Source organism: Cellvibrio sp. QJXJ, assembly GCF_024452345.1.
Taxonomy (GTDB): Bacteria; Pseudomonadota; Gammaproteobacteria; order Pseudomonadales; family Cellvibrionaceae; genus Cellvibrio.
This window is the reverse complement of sequence record NZ_CP101662.1, coordinates 1983232-2000789: the sequence shown is the minus strand read 5'-3', so window position 1 is coordinate 2000789 and position 17558 is coordinate 1983232. Positions and strand designations below refer to the sequence as shown.

The following is a 17558-nucleotide window of genomic DNA, read 5'->3' as shown; positions in this document are numbered from 1 at the left end:
TAATATAAATAGGCTAATTAACTATGCTGGACACAGGGCGTAATCTTACACACCAGTTAACCCATCAATTGGGTGCGGCAATTGTTCAAGGTCAATATGCGATTGATAAATCCTTCCCGACGGAAGCGGAGTTATCGCAACAATTTAATATCAGCCGCAGCGTCACGCGCGAAGCGGTAAAAATGCTGACGGCTAAAGGTTTGATTGCCTCGCGGCCACGCCAGGGCATTCGGGTCATGCCGAGCAGCCACTGGAATATGTTTGATGCCGATGTGCTGGGTTGGACACTCAATGCGCGCCCCTCGCTGGAGCTGCTGCGTGAATTTACCCAACTGCGTATGGCCATTGAACCGGAAGCAGCGGTATTGGCTGCTGAAAACAACAAGGACACCGCACGTATCAAAGCGATTGGCGATGCGCTGGCGCGTATGAAGCGTGCCGATGAAGGATTAGATGATCCGCTCACGGCCGATATTGAGTTTCACTGCGCCATTCTCGCGGCAGGCAACAACCGCTTCTTTTTTCAGTTGCGCGATTTCATCCAGGTTGCGCTGCGTGTGAGTATCGCCAGTACCAACCAGCTTAAAGGTGTACTGACCGCTGACTACGATGATCACAAACGCATCTATGACGCCATTTGTGCGGGTGATCAGGAGGAGGCGAGCAGGGCGGTAAAAGTGTTGCTGCAAGAAGTAATGCAATTGATTAATTTATCTCTGGTTAAACCTGCATGAGTGCAGTGATCAAAAATACCTGTTCAGGTTGATTGATTCTGCCTAAGCTCATAACAGCCTAACGCCGCGTGAATCCGGAGAGAGATCAACATGTATAGCTACTCAGCCCATACAGGGTATACCCGCTACGCCAGCCTGCAGGGGCGCAGCGTATTTATTACCGGCGGTTCAACCGGTATCGGTGCCGCGTTGGTTGAAGCCTTTGCGGCGCAGGGCGCACGGGTTGCCTTTGTCGATATAGATGCCGAGGGCGCCATTGAACTGTGTGATGCAATCGAGCGGCAGGGTTATGCCCGCCCCTGGTTTGAAATTTGCGATGTGAGTGACATCAAGGCGTTACAGCAAAGTATCGCGGATGCATGCGTCGTGAATGGTGATATTAGTGTGCTGATTAACAACGCCGCTAACGATCAGCGTTATGACACCCGCGCGATGACCGAAGAGCGTTGGCATCGCAGTTTGGCGATTAACCTGCATCCGGCGTTTTTTGCGGCGCAGGCGGTACAGCCGATGATGGCGTTACAAGGTGGCGGTTCGATTATCAATATCAGCTCCATCAACGTGCAATTTGGTCCGCCAAATTTGGCTAGTTACATCACGGCGAAAGCCGGAATTTTAGGAATCTCCAAAGCGCTGGCCACGGACTATGGTCAAGATAATATTCGTGTGAACTCCATTTTGCCCGGCTGGGTGGCAACACCCAAGCAGTTGGAAAAATGGTTATCGCCGGAAGAGGAAGAAGAATTAATGAAACGCGTGTGTCTCAAGAAACGTTTGGGCGCACACGACGTGGCGAACCTGGCACTCTTTCTCGCGGCGGATGACTCCGCCATGATCACCTCTCAAGAATTTATTGTGGACGGTGGCCGGATTTAAGCACTGCGGTTAAGTAGTGCAGCAAGACAACCTGGAAGCATTCATTAGTGATCCTGATGAATGCTTCTTGTTTAAGGGGCTGTTCAATTTTTATCGGGTTGATAAGCGCCAATAAAAACAAAATTTTTTAATAACAAGATGCTCTCCAACCACAGCATCACTACACAGAGGTCAATATGATTTTAAACGGACTCGATATCGGGGTATTGGTTGCCTACACCCTGATTCTGCTCTTTGTTGCCTATTGGGTGTCGCGTGACGAAAAAGGCCACGAAAAAAACGCTAACGATTATTTTCTTGCCAGCAAATCCCTGCCTTGGTGGGCGATAGGTGCATCCTTAATCGCCGCCAACATCTCCGCTGAACAAATCATCGGTATGTCTGGTTCGGGGTTTGTGATTGGTATGGGGATCGCCGCTTACGAACTGATGGCAGCAATAACCTTGATTGTGATCGCAAAATATTTCCTGCCGATTTTCCTCGCCAAGGGCATTTACACCATGCCGCAATTTTTGGAGAACCGTTACGATGGCCGCGTGCGCACCATCATGGCGATTTTCTGGCTGGCGCTCTATACCTTTGTGAATCTGACCTCTGTGCTCTATTTGGGGTCTTTGGCAATCTCACAATTTATCGGCGTAGACATGATTTACGGAATGATCTTCCTGGTGCTTTTCTCTATGGCTTACTCGGTTTATGGCGGTCTTAAAGCGGTTGCCATGACAGACATAGTGCAGGTGATTATGTTGGTGTTGGGCCGTTTATTCGTAAGCTATTTGGCGCTGAACCAAATCTCGGGCGACAACGGTGTTATTCAAGGTTTTACCACCCTGATGGAAAAAGCCCCGGAAAAATTCGACATGATTTTGTCGAAAGATAACCCCAACTACATCAGCTTGCCCGGTATTTCAGTATTGATTGGTGGTCTGTGGATTATGAACATCAGCTACTGGGGCTTTAACCAATACATTATCCAGCGTGCACTGGCGGCAAAAAGTTTGCAGGAAGCGCAAAAAGGTATGGCGTTTGCTGCCTACGTAAAATTATTTGTGCCAATTATTGTGGTATTGCCTGGCATCTGCGCCGTAGTGCTGGCCCCGGATCTGGCTAAAGCTGACCAAGCCTATCCGGAAATGATGAAATTATTGCCACATGGTTTGTTGGGAATTGCGTTTGCTGCACTGGTCGCCGCGATTGCTTCTTCACTCAGTTCTATGAGCAATAGTATCTCTACTATTTTCACCATGGATGTTTACAAGAAGTTGGTGAATCCGGCAGCGAGCGAACACAAACTGGTATTTGTAGGGCGTATGACGGCATTGATCGCCATGGTTGTTGCGATTTTGCTGGCCAAGCCATTAGTTGGGCAATCTCAGCAGGCATTCCAATTTATTCAGGAATTTACGGGCTTCTTTACGCCAGGTATTGTGGTGATTTTCCTGTTTGGTTTCTTCTGGAAAAAAGCCAGCGCTAACTCTGCGCTGGCAGCGGCAATTGGTTCAGTGGTTTTCTCTGCGCTGTTCTACAAATTCCTACCTGAATTTCCGTTTATGGATCGTGTGGGTGTAGTGTTTATACTTTGCTGTATTGTTGCAGCGGCTATCACTTTGCTCAGCGGCACTAAAGAGCAGGCCAATGCGATTGATTTGCACGATGTTAGCTTCAAAACCACTGGCGGGTTTAATGTTGCAGCGATGGGAGTCATCCTAATCCTGATCGCGATCTACGCTACCTGGTGGTAAGCTGCGTATCACTTGCGCCACCTGAAAAACGCCCCGCTTGGGGCGTTTTTTTTACGGCTTATTATTTTTTTGCCCTCACTGGATTACCAAGAGCTGACCATGACATCACTGACACTTATCGATACCGTTCCCTGTGCTAATCAGTTAGGTGAGGGCGTGCAATGGAATCATCAGGATGGCTGCTTTTATTGGACGGATATTCACAGTAAAAAACTCTATCGCTATGCGTTGGCCACTAAAAAACTGATGCATTTTGATTTGCCTGAACGCTTATGTTGTTTTGCCTTTGCGAAAAACGATGCGCGTCTGCTCGCTGCATTTGAATCAGGATTTGCCTGGTTTGATATTGCAACCGGTGCAATTGAATGGATTGCGAAGCCAGAAGAGGGTATTAGTGGAAATCGCTCCAACGATGGTCGCTGTGATCGGCAAGGGCGCTTCTGGATGGGTTCGATAGTGGAGAATCGTACCAGTGAAGAACAAAGTGCGGGTCTTTATTGTTTGGATACGGATTATTCCGTCACCCAACATTTTAGCGGTTTGATGATTTCCAATGCGCTCTGCTGGAGCCCGGATTCGCGTAAGCTTTATCACGCCGATTCGCCCACACACTCATTGCGGGTTTATGATTTTGATGCGCAGACGGGCGAATTATCTAACCCGGAAATTTTTGCCCACACTGCACTTGGGGTAGAGCCGGATGGTGCCTGTGTCGATGCAGAAGGCTATGTGTGGAACGCGCAATGGGGCGGCAGCCAAGTGGTGCGCTATGCGCCGGACGGTAGTAAAAATCTGGTATTGGATTTACCTGTTACGCAACCAACCTGTGTGGCATTTGGTGGTGAGCAATTAAATGTATTGGCCGTAACCAGTGCGCGCGTCGGCTTGAGTGATGAAGCGTTGAAACAGCAACCACAAGCGGGCAATTTATTTATTTTTGCTACACCCTTTACCGGTTTAACAGAAAATTGGTTTGGTTGATTCTCGCGTTAAATAAAATTCAATATCTCCAATAACCACAAACCCAGGGTCACGCTGAACAGCGACCAGAGCGTTGTCTGCACCACAATATTCGCTGCGAGCACAGCGTTGCCTTTCATCGCCTGCACCATCACAAAACTGACGGTGGCGCTGGGGGACGCGGCCAGTACAAACAAAATGGCGAGGTTTTCACCGCGCACACCCAAGCCAATCGCTATGCCGCAAGCCAGCAGTGGCGATATCACTAGTTTCCATAGTGTCGCACTAAGAGTTGCTGCGTCCACGCGTTTTAGTTGCGATAAATCCAACGCACCGCCAATACAAATCAGTGCCAGTGGTAACACCATTTGGCTTAGGTATTTGCCGCTGTCGAGCAAAATAACAGGCATTTTTAATCCGCTGGCGTTGAACAAAAGCCCAGCGACTATCGCCAGCATAAGCGGGTTTTTAACAATGTCTTTGAGTGTGGCTTTGAAGGAGTTACTGCTGCGCTGCAAGCTGCGATTCAACACATAAATGGACAGGACGTTGTAAAGCACCACGGTCATTGCGACTGGCAAAGCGGCTGTAGCCAAACCACGTTCACCGTAAGCATTGGCGCAAAAGGCTAGCCCCAAAATCACCAAATTGCCGCGAAACGCACCCTGGACAATCACGCCATGGTCGCGTGGTTCCTGAGTAAACCAATGGGCGGTAAGCAAGCTGCCCGCAAATACCAGCAAGGTCATCACCCCAAATGCAATTAATACACCTGCATCGGCCATATGGTTAACGTCGGCGCTGGCGCTGGTGGTGAACAACATGACCGGCAGGCCGATGTTATAAACGAGGCCGGACGCACTTTTGATAAAGGCATCGTCAATCATGCCGCGTTTTTTTAGCAGTACACCGAGAAACAGCACCACAAAAATGGGCGCAGTGATGCCAAAAGCAAAGGAAAAGGTGGTGAGAGCGTTAGTGAGCAAAGTGATTTCCCAATAAATAATAAAGCCCGGCGAGCCGGGCTTTATTATCGCATGCCTGTCACTAATTGCTCAGGCCATTATCGCGTGGGGAAAAACTATTCAGGAGCAGTTTATTCCGATACTTATTCAGGTACGACAAACGGGAAATAATTTTTCGCGTTATTAAAGCTGATGTCCTGAATCATTTTGCCAACCATCTTGGTGTCGTTGGGCACCAGACCTTTGGCCATATCGCGGCCCAACATGCCACACAGAATACGGCGGAAATATTCGTGGCGTGAATAGCTTAGGAAGCTGCGACTGTCGGTGAGCATGCCCACAAAACGGCTCAGCAAGCCCAATTGGCTCAGGGCTTCAATCTGGCGGGTCATTCCATCCATTTGATCCAGGAACCACCAGCCGCTGCCGAATTGGATCTTGCCAGCGGCAGAGCCGTCCTGGAAGTTGCCAATCATGGTGCCGATCATTTCGTTATCGCGCGGGTTCAGGTTGTAAATAATGGTTTTGGCGAGTTTGTTCTGATCGTCCAACCGGCCCAAAAATTTCGCCAGTGGTTTAGCGTAATTGTGATCGCCAATAGAATCAAAACCGGTATCTGCCCCCAAGGTGCGGAACAAGCGTGGGTTGTTGTTGCGAATCGCACCAATGTGGAATTGTTGCACCCAACCTTTTTTATGATCCTGCAACGCAAATTCCACCATCATCGCTGATTGGAACTTTTCAATTTCCACTGCATCGAGATTTTTATGGCTGCGAATTTTCAGGAAAATAGTTTTGATTTCTGCTTCGGTGTAGTCCGCAGCATAGACAGTTTCCAAACCGTGATCCGACAAACGGCAGCCGTTCGCGTGGAAGTAATCGTGGCGAATATCCAGCGCGTTGATCAAATCGTCAAAGGTATTGATGTTGACATCGGCCGCAATCGCCAGGCGATCCAGATATTTGTTATAGGCTTCGGTGTCTTCCACCATCATCGCGCGATCGGGGCGCCAGGTGGGCAACATCGCTGATTTAAACGAGCTGTCGGCGGCAACACTTTTGTGATGCGCCAGGTCGTGGATTGGATCGTCGGTGGTGCATACCAATTTCACATTAGCTTGCGTCATCAAACCGCGTGCGCTGAATTCCGGGGTGGCGAGCAGTTCGTTACATTCATCCCAAGTGCGTTTGGCGGTGCTGCTATCGAGCAGGCGATCGGTAATGCCAAAGGGTTTACGCAACTCCAAATGCGTCCAATGGTAAAGCGGGTTGCGCAAGGTGTAAGGCACGGTTGCACACCACTGCTCAAACTTTTCCCAATCGCTGGCATCGCCAGTACAGAAACGTTCATTCACACCATTGGAGCGCATGGCGCGCCATTTGTAATGGTCGCCTGCCAGCCAGACTTCAGTAAGGTTTTTGAATTGCTTATTTTGACCTACTTGCTCGGGGGGAAGATGGCAGTGGTAATCAATGATCGGCATGTTTTTGGCGTACTCATGAAAGAGTACTTTGGCCTGCTCGGTGTCGAGCAAAAAGTCGTCGTGGATAAAGCTCATTCTCACAATTCCTCAATAATGCCGAAGCGACAGCAATCCTGCGTGAGGCTGTGCGATGGCAAGATAATTTTTACGCTCAACGCCTCTGATGGCCCTGCTCAAACACTGAGCGGCCAACCTGTGTGTAGGGAGACTGGTTGAAGATTTTTATTCCATCGGGTTGCGCCCGAGGGGATAAGTTTGACCGAGGATTGCCTGCCAAAAGGCTAGATGAATACCCAACATGGATTTGTTATTGGTTGGGTTGCGCCGCTATGTTGCAGCTTGCCGATAAGTGTAACGCTTGCCGTTTAAAATACCAACCTGCAGCATAAGAGTTTAATGCTGGCATTACACTTCTTAAACACGGGTGTAATCGTTTACATTATAATGCTGCGAAGCTGGTAATCGGTTAAGCAGGATTGGCATCTTGGGCTATAGTCAAAGTGCGGTGAGAGCAGCAATGTTATCGTTGCGTTTTCAAAAAACAGCGTAGTTCACGGAGCCCATTATGAGTAAACCCATTATTCATCAGAACCCTCTCTATCAATTATTAAAAACGGAGCGGGTTGCGGAATTTAATCAACGCAAAGCACGCGGCGAAGTAAAAGAGGGCATGTTGCGCGGCGGCGATTTTCGCGGTTTGGATTTACGTGAGCTGGACGCCGATGGCCTGGACTTGCGCGATGCTTATTTCCGGGGAGCGGATGTCCGCGGGGTAGATTTTCGCAATACCCAATTAGAGGGCGCGAGTTTTTGTCAGGCACATTTTTCCGGCGCGTTTTTCCCGCGTGAAATTAGCGCCGAAGAATTGCGGCTCTCTTACGATATAGGTATACGCGTGCGTTACAACGCTCGCTAGAGCGATTGTTTTACTTTAGCGCAACAGATCTTTTTGTAATCGGGTGATTGGATGGTTTGCAGCCAGCCAATCACCCGATTGCATTAGTAATTCACAACAGCCGATCCTTTATATATAGAAAGTGACTTATCCAAAGTGACCTATAAAAATATATTTATAAAAAGCATTTATAAAAAAATAGCTAACCCGATTAATTGAAACGATTCATTTTCTTTGTCGATAGCATTGATAAAAAACGCCATTACAAAGAGATTTAGTCAGAGGACAACAACAATGAAAGAAATGTTTTTAGTGCGGCCATTCGCTGCAAGGCTCGCTATTGCCATGCTGGCGCTGGCGACATTAATAGGCTGCAAGCCTGCGGAAAATCCTACTACTGCTTTGCAAAGTGTCAGCAGTGTTGCTGCTGTGCAAGAAGTAGCGGCAGTGGAAGTATCGCTGGTAGATAAACAGGCAACGGCGGAAACCCGTTCGCTGTTCGCGTTTATGCAAACGCAACGTAAGCAGTCGATTATGTTTGGTCACCAGCACGATACCACCCAGGGTTTAACCATCACTACAACAGACGGTACACAATCCGATACCTTTAATGCAGTTGGCGATTTTGCGGCCGTTTACGGGTGGGATACGCTTTCTATCGTCAGTCCCAAAATGGAAGGCGATGTGGTAGAACAAGTCAAAAAAGCTTACGCGCGCGGTGGCATTATCACCGTGAGTTCGCATTTCGATAATCCCCTTACCGATCAACAAAAAGGCGAGTGGCCGGTGGGTACTTCCTGGGATAAAACCCCTGCGGTAGTTGCCGCCTTACCGGGCGGTGAAGCCAACGCCGTTTATAACGGTTACCTGGATCAATTAGCCGAATGGGCGAATAATTTGAAGGATGAAAACGGCGTGTTGATTCCAGTGATTTTCCGCATTCTGCACGAAAATACCGGCAGCTGGTTTTGGTGGGGCGAGGAGCAATCCACCCCCGAGCAATATAAAAAACTGTATCAGTACACCGTGGAATACCTGCGCGATACCAAAGGCGTACACAATTTTTTATACGCCTACTCACCCAATAATTTTTGGGAAGTGACGGAAGAAAATTATTTGCTGCGCTACCCTGGTGATGCCTATGTAGATGTGCTGGGTTTTGATACCTATGGTGAAGTGGAGAACAATGAAAACTGGTTTAAGAATGTAGTGGATAATGCTGCTCTGGTAGCACGCATGGCTGATGCGCGTGGGAAAATTCCAGTGATTTCCGAGATTGGTATTCGCGCTCCGGATATCGAAGCCGGTAAATACGACAATCAATGGTATCGGAAATTAATTGCAGGTCTAAAAGCGGATAAGGATGCGCGTAATATTTCTTTCCTGCTCACCTGGCGCAACGCACCGGAAGGTGTACCCGGGCCAGATGGTAAAAATGTTCCCCATTACTGGGTGCCTGCCAACCGCGAGGAGAATATTCAAAACGGTACCCTGGAAGATTTCCGCGAATTTTATCGCGATGACTTCACCGCGTTTAATCGCGATATATCCGGGGTTTATACTATTAAAACGGTTGCTAAATAACTGGTTCTTGGCGGCCTCGCAATGAGGCCGCTGTTATGCCGACCGATTAAACAGCTCCAATTGCACAAAATGATTGTGCTCGCGTAAATCAATAAACCTCACTCCCACGCCGAGCAAGCGTACCGGTTGTTCTTTACGGTGATAGGCTTCGCTGCACAGGGCGATAAATTCATCGGGTTGAATGCCGGTTGCGCTGCGCTCAATGGTGGTGGTGCTGAAATCAGAGAATTTTATTTTTACGAACAGTTTTATGATTTTGTAATCATCATCCACCCGACGTAAACGTATTGCCAGTTGTTGGCTGAGTGCTGGTAGTTCATGCAAGCACTGCGGTAGGTTTTGTAAATCTTTTGCGAAAGTATTTTCTACACTGAGTGATTTGCGACGTCGGTCTACCGTTAATTCCCGCTCATCTATCCCGCGGCTTAATTTGTACAGGCGCGAACCCATTTGACCAAAGCGCTGCGACAATTCAAACACCGACAGTTTTTGTAAGTCGGCGCAGGTAAAAATACTGAGTTCTGCTAATTTACTTGCCATGGCTTTGCCCACGCCAAAAATCTTTTTCACTGGCAGTTGCGCCACAAAGCTATCTACTTGTGCAGGAGTAATCACAAACTGGCCGTTGGGTTTGTTCCAATCGCTGGCGATTTTGGCGAGAAATTTATTGGGCGCTATGCCCGCCGAAACCGTGATGCCAATTTCCCGTTGAATGCGCGCGCGAATTTCCTGGGCGATAAGGGTTGCACTGCCTTGGTGGTGCTTGCAGTCGCTGACATCCAGAAACGCTTCGTCCAGCGAGAGTGGCTCGATTAAATCGGTGTAGTCGTAAAAAATGTTGCGCATTTGCTGCGAAGCTTCGCGATAAGCATCCATACGGTGCGGCAGGATCAATAAATCCGGACAGAGACGCATCGCGGTACTGGAGGGCATGGCGGAGTGCACACCAAAGCGGCGCGCCTCGTAATTGCAGGTGGAGATAACCCCGCGCCGATCGCTGCTACCGCCCACGGCAATCGGGCGACGGGCCAAGCTTGGGTCATCGCGCATTTCTATCGCGGCAAAAAAACAATCGGCATCGCAGTGAATGATTTTGCGCATGGTGAAAAGGCAGCAGTGGAGGCATAGTTAATAAGATGGCTGTATTTAAATACAGTATTTGGTGCCTGTCATCTATTTTCACTTATGAATCTATTTTCATTGAAATGCGATGTCGTAAATTTAGGTTAACTTGTATGACAATAAGACCTTTTTGCCTTTATGCTCGCTACTAACCGATGTTCAACAGACGGCGGCGTTAGATAGATAACAACAAATAGGAGACATCTATGAGAATGATAAAACCATTGGTAATGGCCCTCGGGTTGGGCATGAGCATTGCTGCTCTGGCCGACACCCAAGTCAAAATCGATACCACCAAAACCGGTCCGGTCATCAATAAAAACATCTACAGTCAATTCGCCGAGCATTTGGGCCGGGGGATTTATGAAGGCCTGTGGGTTGGTCCCGAATCTTCCATTCCCAACACCAAGGGTTGGCGTAATGACGTGGTTGGTGCCTTAAAAGAATTGCAGGTGCCGTTGATCCGCTGGCCTGGCGGGTGTTTTGCCGATGAATATCACTGGCGTGAAGGCATTGGCCCGCGTGGCGAACGCCCGGCACGTGTTAATACCAATTGGGGCGGCGTGATAGAAGATAACGCAGTAGGCACGCATGAGTTCTTCGACCTGGTTGAAATGCTTGGCGCGGAAGCCTACGTGAACGGCAATCTGGGAACCGGCACCCCGCAGGAGATGGCAGAGTGGCTGGAGTACATGACCTCGGACAGTAAATCCACGCTTGCTGAGCTGCGCCGCAAAAACGGCCGTGATAAACCCTTCCGTGTGCATTATTTTGCGATTGGTAACGAGGCATGGGGTTGTGGCGGCAATATGACCCCCGAGTTCTACACCCATCTTTACAAGCAATACGCCAGCTTCCTCAAAACACCAAAAGACAATACGCCTGTTTTAATTGCGAGCGGCGGCCACACTGAAGACACCAGCTGGGCGGATCACCTGACTGCCAACGTGAAACCCAATTGGGCATTGCGTATGGATGCTGTGAGTTTCCACTACTACACCTTGCCGACTGGCGATTGGGTGAAAAAAGGTGCTGCGACGGGTTTCCCCGAAAGTGAATGGATGTCCACTATGGTGAACACCCTGAAAATGGATGAGTTCATCGTCAACAACAAAAAAGTGATGGACAAAAACGACCCGGAGAAAAAAGTTGGTTTTTATGTGGATGAGTGGGGCACATGGTACGACGTAACTGGCGATGACGATCCAGGCTTCCTGTATCAACAAAACAGCCTGCGCGATGCGATTGTAGCTGCGCTCAACTTCAATATTTTCCACAAACATGCTGACCGTGTGCACATGAGTATCATTGCGCAAATGGTTAACGTATTGCAGGCGATGATTTTGACGGACAAGGAAAAAATGATCCTCACTCCGACATATCACGTGTTCAAAATGTACAAACCATTTCAGGATGCAACTTCACTGCCGATTGAGCTGAAAAACGTAGCGCGCTACAAGCTCGGTAAATCCTCAATCCCGGCGGTGAGTGCAACGGCGGCACGCGCAAAAGATGGCAAAATTTATATCGCCTTGGTCAACGCTAATCCAAATCAGGCAGAGACTGTTGATATTAATCTTGCAGGTATTAATTTGAATGCTGTTAAGGGTGAAATTCTGACTGCAGCGGCAATGGATACCCACAATACTTTTGCGGCACCAGAGAACATCAAGCCAGCACCTTTTGCTGCGCAAGCGACCAATGGCAAGTTGGCGATAGAAGTTCCTGCCAAAGCGGTTATTGTGGTGGCGGTGGAATAAACAAAAGGGCGCGATAAATCGCGCCCCTACAAGATAAAACCATTTTGTAATTTCGTAGGGGCGCAATTTATTGCGCCCTTTTTATTACGCCCCTTCATTGCACCTCATTACGTCATTTCAATCTAGAATTTTTTGGATTTTCTAAAACAAATCCTCAATTGATAAATAACGCTCGCCGGTATCGTAACTAAAAATAAGTACACGGCTGCCGGCTTTCATCTCTGCTTGTTTTTGGGCAACGGCGGCGAGGGTGGCGCCGGAGGAAATGCCAACAAAAATCCCCTCTTTTAATGCGCACTGGCGAGTCATATCAAACGCTGCTTCTTCACTCACCAGAATGGTGCCGTCGAGTGTTTCTTTGTTTAATACTTGGGGAATAAAACCGGCGCCAATACCTTGCAGACGGTGCAAACCTTTTTGACCACCGCTAATCACCGGGGATTTTTCCGGCTCCACCGCGAAGGTTTGGAAGTGCGGGTAAGCTTGTTTGAGTATTTCACTGCAGCCGGTAATGTGTCCGCCGGTGCCGACACCGGTAATCATGTAGTCGAGGCCATCGGGAAAGTCGGCAAGAATTTCGCGAGCGGTGGTGGTGCGGTGAATCTCCACATTTGCCGGGTTATTGAATTGTTGTGGCATCCAGCTGTTCGGTGTTTCCGCGAGTATTTCATTCGCTTTGGCAATGCAGCCGCCCATGCCCAGTTCTTTGGGCGTGAGTACTAATTCTGCCCCCAGTGCCTTCATATATTTGCGGCGCTCGACCGACATAGATTCCGGCATGGTAAGAATTAATTTGTAACCTTTTACCGCGCACACCAGCGCCAAACCAATACCGGTATTGCCTGAGGTGGGTTCGATGATGACGGTGTTTTTGTTGATTATGCCTTTGGCTTCGGCGTCTTCAATCATCGACAGGGCGATACGATCCTTAATGCTACTGCCAGGGTTGAAACGTTCGACCTTCATCCAGACTTCGATGTCACTGCGAAATAGATGGTTGATGCGAACGTGTGGAGTATTGCCAATAGTCTGCAGAATATTATCGAATTTCATAAGGTTCCCTCGTGAGTAAATAAGCCAGCACTGATTCTACGCCTAGTCCAGGCGTTTCTTAAAGCGACTTGCCGCCGCTATCACCCCAAGCACGGTAAACCCGATCAGCCACCATAAATCCGGCTGCAAATCTTCCAGCGTTGCGCCGCGCAAGACTATGGCGCGCACCATGCGGATAAAGTGAGTCGCAGGCAGCGCCTCGGCGATCCACTGCGCCGCTTTGGGCATTCCCTCGTAGGGGAACATAAAGCCGGAAAGCAGAATTGATGGGATCAATAAAAACACTGTAAGTTGCATTGCCTGCAACTGGGTTTTGGCGATGGTGGAAACCAGCAGGCCAAGCGTGAGGCTGGCGCTGATAAAGGCGAAGACGCCGAGCACCAGCTGATCCAGCCGACCATTGATCGGCACATCAAAAATTAAATGCCCGAGGCCGAGAATAATCGACACCTGAATCAGGCCGACAAAAATATAGGGCACGATTTTACCGATCATAATTTCGCTGGAGCGCACTGGTGTAGTGATCAGCAATTCCAGGTTGCCGCGCTCGCGCTCGCGTACCAGCGCCGCCGAGGTGAACATCACCATCGTCATAGTAAGCACAATCGCCACCAAGCCGGGCACGATATTAATGGCTGAGCGCCGCTCGGGATTAAAGAAGAGCGCGATCTCAAAGGTGTTTTTGCGCGCGCTGGGCTGTGCCTCAAAACCACTGGCAAAGGGCATTTGTTGCAGCGCAAGCAGCGCGTTGCTGACCATGGTGTCGGAGCCATCAATTAGCCACTGGGCGATAGGGCGTTGGTCTTGCAGCCGTTGGCCAAAATCCTCGGGGATCACCAACACGGCGTGCACATGGCCACGGCGAATTGCGTCTTCCGCCTGCTTGGGGGTTTGATAGGTTTCGGTAAAGCTAACGACTTGGGTGGCGGTGAGGTCGCTAATTAATGCGCGCGCGGTTTGGGTATGGCTTAAATCCACCACGCCGACGGGCAGGTCGCGCACGTTGGTGTTGATGGCAAAACCAAACAATAGCAGTTGGATCAAGGGCACCATCACAATCATGCCGAAGGTAGGGCGGTCACGCGTCAACTGGCGCAGCTCTTTAAACACAATCGCACCGATCCGCTGCAGGCTTTGGCCAAAGGCGTTAATCGCCGTTGCTTTCTTAGTCCGCGCATTCATTGCCGCGCTCCTTGTCTGTCAGGTGCATTACTGCCAGTGCAATGGACAAACACGTCTTCCAGGCTCGGGCGTACAGCATGTATCTGGCGATTGGCAACTAATTCCGGGTGCACACTGCGCAGCCAGCTTTCCGGCTCGTCAATCGCTTCTTTGATCAATACGCGCAGATGCGTTCCCTGTTGCGCGGTAGATACCACTTCGGGCAACTCTCCCAATTGTTGCTTGAGCAAACGTAAATTTTCGCCATCGATTTCAACCACCCGGGCGCCCAGCTCGCGCATCAATTGCGCGGGTGCACCGTCGGCGCGTTTAACGCCGCCCTCCATAATCGCTAAACCGTGACAGCGCTCGGCTTCGTCCATGTAGTGCGTAGAAACCAGAATGGTGGTGCCGCTATCGCAGAGGTCGAATAACTTCTCCCAAAAATCGCGCCGGTTTTCCGGATCTACTGCTGAAGTAGGTTCATCCAGAATCAATAATTCCGGTTGATGTAAGGTGGCTGCAGCAAGTGCCAAACGTTGGCGTTGCCCGCCGCTGAGTGCACCGGCAAGACGGGTTTTGCGTTCATCCAGTTGATAGCGGCTGAGCTGGCTGTCGATCAGTTGTTTTACGCTGCGGCTTTCAAGGTTGTAGATCTGCGCCATAAAGCGCAGGTTTTCCTGTACGGTTAAATCGTCGTACAGCGAAAACTTTTGCGTCATATAGCCGAGGCGACGGCGCAATAATTCCGCTTGTTCGGGAATATCCATTCCCAATACACGCACGCTGCCCGCACTCGGCGTGAGCAGGCCGGTGATCAAGCGCATGCTGGTGGATTTGCCACAGCCGTTGGGGCCGAGGAAGCCGTAAATCGTTTTGTGGGGGATGCGCAAATCCAGCTGGTCTACGGCGACAAAATCGCCAAAGCGGCGGGTCATGCCGCGTGTCTCTATCGCCCATTCATTCGCCCCGATTTGTAGTGAATCAGTCATGGGGCAGCTCAACCTGTACCGGTAAACCGCTGGGCAAATTGGCTGCGGAGTCGGGCAGCTGCACTTCCGCTAAATAGACAAGACGGGCGCGATCCGTAGAGTTGAGCGCGAAGTAGGGCGTGAAGGCCGGGTCTTGTGAGATCCAGCGCAGCTTGCCGGTTTGCGGTTGAGCCAGCCCATCCACATGGATCACCAATTCCTGCCCTGCACTCACTTTCAGGCGATGGGTTTCGGGAACATAAATCCGCGCATAGGGCGCATTTTTATCAAGCAAAGTCGCCACTGCTTCGCCGATGCTGGTGCGCTCGCCCAGATGTTTGGGTAGATGATCCAGACGCGCGTCGCTGGTGGCGCGAATACTGAGTTCGCCCAGATTGTACTGCTCTAATTCCAATGCAGCTTTAGCGAGCGCGACCTGTGCTTCGGCTTGCTGCAAATCTTCTTCGCGCGTGCCGTTGGTCAGTAGCAATAAGTTTTCGTGTGATTTATCGAGGTTGGCCTGCGCCGAATCGCGTTTGGCACGCGCGCTATCCAGTTCAGCGGCTCCGGCCAGTTTTTTGCTCACCAGGGTTTCAGCGCGGGCAAAGGTTTTTTGCGCTTCAACTAACTGCGCTTCTGCACCTTTTACTTGTGAGCGTGCGGCGGCTATATCTTCCGTCCGCGCGCCGTTTTGCAATTTGGTGAGATTGGCTTGCGCGCTGGCGAGACTGGCATCGGCTTTGGCAACCAGTGCCTGCTGGCGGCGATCATCCAGTTGCAGCAATAAATCGCCCGCTTTGACATCGCTGCCTTCGGCAATGGGTAGTTGGGTGATAATTTCGGCAGCGGTGGCTTTGAGCACTATGCGGTCGCGCTCCAGGGTGCCGAGTGCGAGATTGGCGTTGTGGTCGCTGCAGGCCGTGAGTTGTGCAGCGAGTGCGAGCAGTAGGCTTGGCATCAACATTTTCCTGATGCTTTTGTTGATAAGGCGCTTGTTCATAAGGCGGCTGTTCCTGATGTTCATCGAGGTACCGAAAAATACTTGGCAATAGAATTCACTGAGTGTGCCAGAAATAGCGTGTAATCATGGGCAAAACTCCCGCGCCTTGTGCGCTTATATTGAAGGATAGAATCTGCCGATAGAGCCATGTGGACTTTTATGTCAGAATCCCGCCAGTTTTCCATTTATCACCCTGCCAACAAAGGAACTATTCATGCTTGAAACTACCTTGTCATCACTTAACGGCTTGCCCGCTTTTCTGGCGTATTTTGCGATGGCAATTGTGCTATTGCTGTTATTTATTCGTATTTATACCTGGGTGACGCCACAGGATGAGCTGGCGTTAATCCGCGCTAATAATGTCGCTGCCGCATTGGCATTTGGCGGCGCGCTAATTGGCTTTGCGCTGCCACTGGCTAGCGCCATTACCAACTCTATGTCGCTGCTGGATTGTGCAGTATGGGGTGCCGTCGCCTTGGTGGTGCAGGTATTAACCTTTGTGGTGCTGCGTGTGGCCATCAAACAATTGCCGGAACGCATTAACCAAGGCGAAGTAGCAACCGGCAGTTTTGTGGCAGCGAGTGCCATTGCTGTAGGTTTGATCAACGCCGCGTGTATGACTTATTAATCTTTTGCAGGCCATTAAATTATGAAACAGACTAAACGAGCAGTAATGAAACGCAGTAAAAAAGCCGCATTGGTATTGATGGTTCCTGTGGCAACTCTGTTGCTCGCCGGGTGTGGTGAGGAGAGCGAGCAGGCGATGGTATTCAGCGACCCGAGCGAGTGCAGTGCCGCCGGGTTGAATGACACAACACAATGCAATGCGGATTACGCTGCTGCCCAAGCCTTGCACCCGCAAGTGGCGCCCAAGTATTTGAACAAAGAAGAATGTGAAACCGACTTTGGTGCTGGCCAATGTGAAACCGCGCCGCAGCAAACTGCACAGGGTGGCAGTGTATTTATGCCGATGATGATGGGTTTTCTCGCGGGGCAGATGATGAATCGCGGCGGCAGTAATTTGCAACAGCCCGCAGCGGCGGGTGCTGGCTCAAAAGTTCCGACACAACCGCTGTACAAATCGCGCGATGACCGCGGCACTTTCCGCACCGCGACCAATACGCCAGTTGCCAAGGGCATTGGCCCTATCACCCTCAAACCTTCGCAAGTAAAACCGCAAGTCGGCCAGGTAGTTCGTCGCGGTGGTTTTGGCCAGCAAGCGGCTGCACGCAATAGTTTTGGTGGTTAATG

16 protein-coding genes are annotated in these 17558 nt (G+C 50.1%); 9 read left to right on the top strand and 7 right to left on the bottom strand.

The window, feature by feature from the left end; genetic code table 11:
• Nucleotides 1-23 precede the first annotated feature (23 nt).
• From NNX04_RS08680 to NNX04_RS08665, 4 genes are all read left to right on the top strand, one after another.
• A complete protein-coding gene (locus NNX04_RS08680) occupies nt 24-734 on the top strand; it encodes a FadR/GntR family transcriptional regulator (RefSeq protein ID WP_151058738.1) in 711 nt (236 codons plus the stop codon).
• Between the two features lie 90 nt (nt 735-824).
• The gene (locus NNX04_RS08675) at nt 825-1610 is read left to right on the top strand and encodes an SDR family NAD(P)-dependent oxidoreductase (RefSeq protein ID WP_007643165.1); all 786 of its coding nucleotides are present in this window, start codon (nt 825-827) and stop codon (nt 1608-1610) included.
• Nucleotides 1611-1786: 176 nt separating this feature from the next.
• Complete coding sequence (locus NNX04_RS08670; RefSeq protein ID WP_261948160.1) at nt 1787-3352, top strand: sodium/sugar symporter; 1566 nt, start codon at nt 1787-1789, stop codon at nt 3350-3352.
• 99 nt (nt 3353-3451) lie between these two features.
• Nucleotides 3452-4333 carry an SMP-30/gluconolactonase/LRE family protein gene (locus tag NNX04_RS08665; RefSeq protein WP_261948159.1) on the top strand — a complete coding sequence of 294 codons (882 nt, stop codon included), beginning with the start codon at nt 3452-3454 and terminating at the stop codon, nt 4331-4333.
• An 8-nt stretch (nt 4334-4341) separates the two neighbouring features.
• On the opposite strand, the gene NNX04_RS08660 is transcribed toward NNX04_RS08665, so the two are convergent.
• Together NNX04_RS08660 and uxaC are read right to left on the bottom strand one after the other, a co-directional pair.
• Complete coding sequence (locus NNX04_RS08660) at nt 4342-5298, bottom strand: AEC family transporter (protein ID WP_261948158.1); 957 nt, start codon at nt 5296-5298, stop codon at nt 4342-4344.
• 122 nt (nt 5299-5420) lie between these two features.
• Complete coding sequence (gene uxaC, locus NNX04_RS08655) at nt 5421-6836, bottom strand: glucuronate isomerase (RefSeq protein ID WP_007643155.1); 1416 nt, start codon at nt 6834-6836, stop codon at nt 5421-5423.
• 490 nt (nt 6837-7326) lie between these two features.
• Between uxaC and NNX04_RS08650 the strand changes: the two genes are divergently transcribed.
• Complete coding sequence (locus tag NNX04_RS08650; protein ID WP_007643153.1) at nt 7327-7677, top strand: pentapeptide repeat-containing protein; 351 nt, start codon at nt 7327-7329, stop codon at nt 7675-7677.
• Between the two features lie 273 nt (nt 7678-7950).
• The gene (locus tag NNX04_RS08645) at nt 7951-9240 is read left to right on the top strand and encodes a glycoside hydrolase family 26 protein (RefSeq protein ID WP_261948157.1); all 1290 of its coding nucleotides are present in this window, start codon (nt 7951-7953) and stop codon (nt 9238-9240) included.
• A 33-nt stretch (nt 9241-9273) separates the two neighbouring features.
• On the opposite strand, the gene dinB is transcribed toward NNX04_RS08645, so the two are convergent.
• On the bottom strand, nt 9274-10341 hold the full coding sequence (gene dinB / locus NNX04_RS08640) for a DNA polymerase IV (RefSeq protein WP_261948156.1): 1068 nt from the start codon (nt 10339-10341) through the stop codon (nt 9274-9276).
• 233 nt (nt 10342-10574) lie between these two features.
• On the opposite strand from dinB, the gene NNX04_RS08635 reads away from it, so the two are divergent.
• Nucleotides 10575-12122, top strand: coding sequence for an alpha-N-arabinofuranosidase (locus NNX04_RS08635; protein ID WP_315973091.1), 1548 nt, complete (start codon nt 10575-10577; stop codon nt 12120-12122).
• Nucleotides 12123-12263: 141 nt separating this feature from the next.
• Here NNX04_RS08635 and cysK read toward each other — a convergent pair whose 3' ends face one another.
• The 4 genes from cysK to NNX04_RS08615 are packed head-to-tail and all read right to left on the bottom strand — an operon-like array spanning nt 12264 to nt 16307.
• On the bottom strand, nt 12264-13175 hold the full coding sequence (cysK, locus tag NNX04_RS08630; RefSeq protein ID WP_007643143.1) for a cysteine synthase A: 912 nt from the start codon (nt 13173-13175) through the stop codon (nt 12264-12266).
• Between the two features lie 42 nt (nt 13176-13217).
• Entirely contained in the window at nt 13218-14357 is a 1140-nt protein-coding gene (locus NNX04_RS08625) for an ABC transporter permease (RefSeq protein WP_261948154.1), read from the bottom strand.
• Nucleotides 14354-15274 (bottom strand): ABC transporter ATP-binding protein, encoded by a 921-nt coding sequence (locus NNX04_RS08620; protein WP_410004092.1) that lies wholly within the window; start codon nt 15272-15274, stop codon nt 14354-14356. The genes NNX04_RS08625 and NNX04_RS08620 overlap by 4 nt, the downstream gene beginning before the upstream one ends.
• Nucleotides 15275-15320: 46 nt before the next feature.
• The gene (locus tag NNX04_RS08615) at nt 15321-16307 is read right to left on the bottom strand and encodes an HlyD family secretion protein (protein ID WP_261948152.1); all 987 of its coding nucleotides are present in this window, start codon (nt 16305-16307) and stop codon (nt 15321-15323) included.
• A gap of 214 nt (nt 16308-16521) precedes the next feature.
• Here NNX04_RS08615 and NNX04_RS08610 point away from each other — a divergent pair, with 214 nt between their 5' ends.
• Together NNX04_RS08610 and NNX04_RS08605 are read left to right on the top strand one after the other, a co-directional pair.
• Entirely contained in the window at nt 16522-16935 is a 414-nt protein-coding gene (locus NNX04_RS08610) for a DUF350 domain-containing protein (RefSeq protein WP_007643139.1), read from the top strand.
• A gap of 45 nt (nt 16936-16980) precedes the next feature.
• Nucleotides 16981-17556, top strand: a complete 576-nt coding sequence (locus NNX04_RS08605; protein ID WP_151058716.1) for a DUF1190 domain-containing protein — start codon at nt 16981-16983, stop codon at nt 17554-17556.
• Nucleotides 17557-17558: the final 2 nt, after the last annotated feature.

What these genes read in the sequence shown, in the direction of transcription:
- NNX04_RS08645 (WP_261948157.1), top strand. Translation starts at nt 7,951, where the DNA reads ATGAAAGAAATGTTTTTAGTGCGGCCATTCGCTGCAAGGCTCGCTATT.
- NNX04_RS08620 (WP_410004092.1), bottom strand. Translation starts at nt 15,274, where the DNA reads ATGACCCGCCGCTTTGGCGATTTTGTCGCCGTAGACCAGCTGGATTTG.
- NNX04_RS08680 (WP_151058738.1), top strand. Translation starts at nt 24, where the DNA reads ATGCTGGACACAGGGCGTAATCTTACACACCAGTTAACCCATCAATTG.
- NNX04_RS08665 (WP_261948159.1), top strand. Translation starts at nt 3,452, where the DNA reads ATGACATCACTGACACTTATCGATACCGTTCCCTGTGCTAATCAGTTA.
- NNX04_RS08615 (WP_261948152.1), bottom strand. Translation starts at nt 16,307, where the DNA reads ATGAACAAGCGCCTTATCAACAAAAGCATCAGGAAAATGTTGATGCCA.
- NNX04_RS08625 (WP_261948154.1), bottom strand. Translation starts at nt 14,357, where the DNA reads ATGAATGCGCGGACTAAGAAAGCAACGGCGATTAACGCCTTTGGCCAA.
- NNX04_RS08675 (WP_007643165.1), top strand. Translation starts at nt 825, where the DNA reads ATGTATAGCTACTCAGCCCATACAGGGTATACCCGCTACGCCAGCCTG.
- NNX04_RS08610 (WP_007643139.1), top strand. Translation starts at nt 16,522, where the DNA reads ATGCTTGAAACTACCTTGTCATCACTTAACGGCTTGCCCGCTTTTCTG.
- NNX04_RS08635 (WP_315973091.1), top strand. Translation starts at nt 10,575, where the DNA reads ATGATAAAACCATTGGTAATGGCCCTCGGGTTGGGCATGAGCATTGCT.
- uxaC (WP_007643155.1), bottom strand. Translation starts at nt 6,836, where the DNA reads ATGAGCTTTATCCACGACGACTTTTTGCTCGACACCGAGCAGGCCAAA.
- cysK (WP_007643143.1), bottom strand. Translation starts at nt 13,175, where the DNA reads ATGAAATTCGATAATATTCTGCAGACTATTGGCAATACTCCACACGTT.
- NNX04_RS08670 (WP_261948160.1), top strand. Translation starts at nt 1,787, where the DNA reads ATGATTTTAAACGGACTCGATATCGGGGTATTGGTTGCCTACACCCTG.
- dinB (WP_261948156.1), bottom strand. Translation starts at nt 10,341, where the DNA reads ATGCGCAAAATCATTCACTGCGATGCCGATTGTTTTTTTGCCGCGATA.
- NNX04_RS08650 (WP_007643153.1), top strand. Translation starts at nt 7,327, where the DNA reads ATGAGTAAACCCATTATTCATCAGAACCCTCTCTATCAATTATTAAAA.
- NNX04_RS08605 (WP_151058716.1), top strand. Translation starts at nt 16,981, where the DNA reads ATGAAACGCAGTAAAAAAGCCGCATTGGTATTGATGGTTCCTGTGGCA.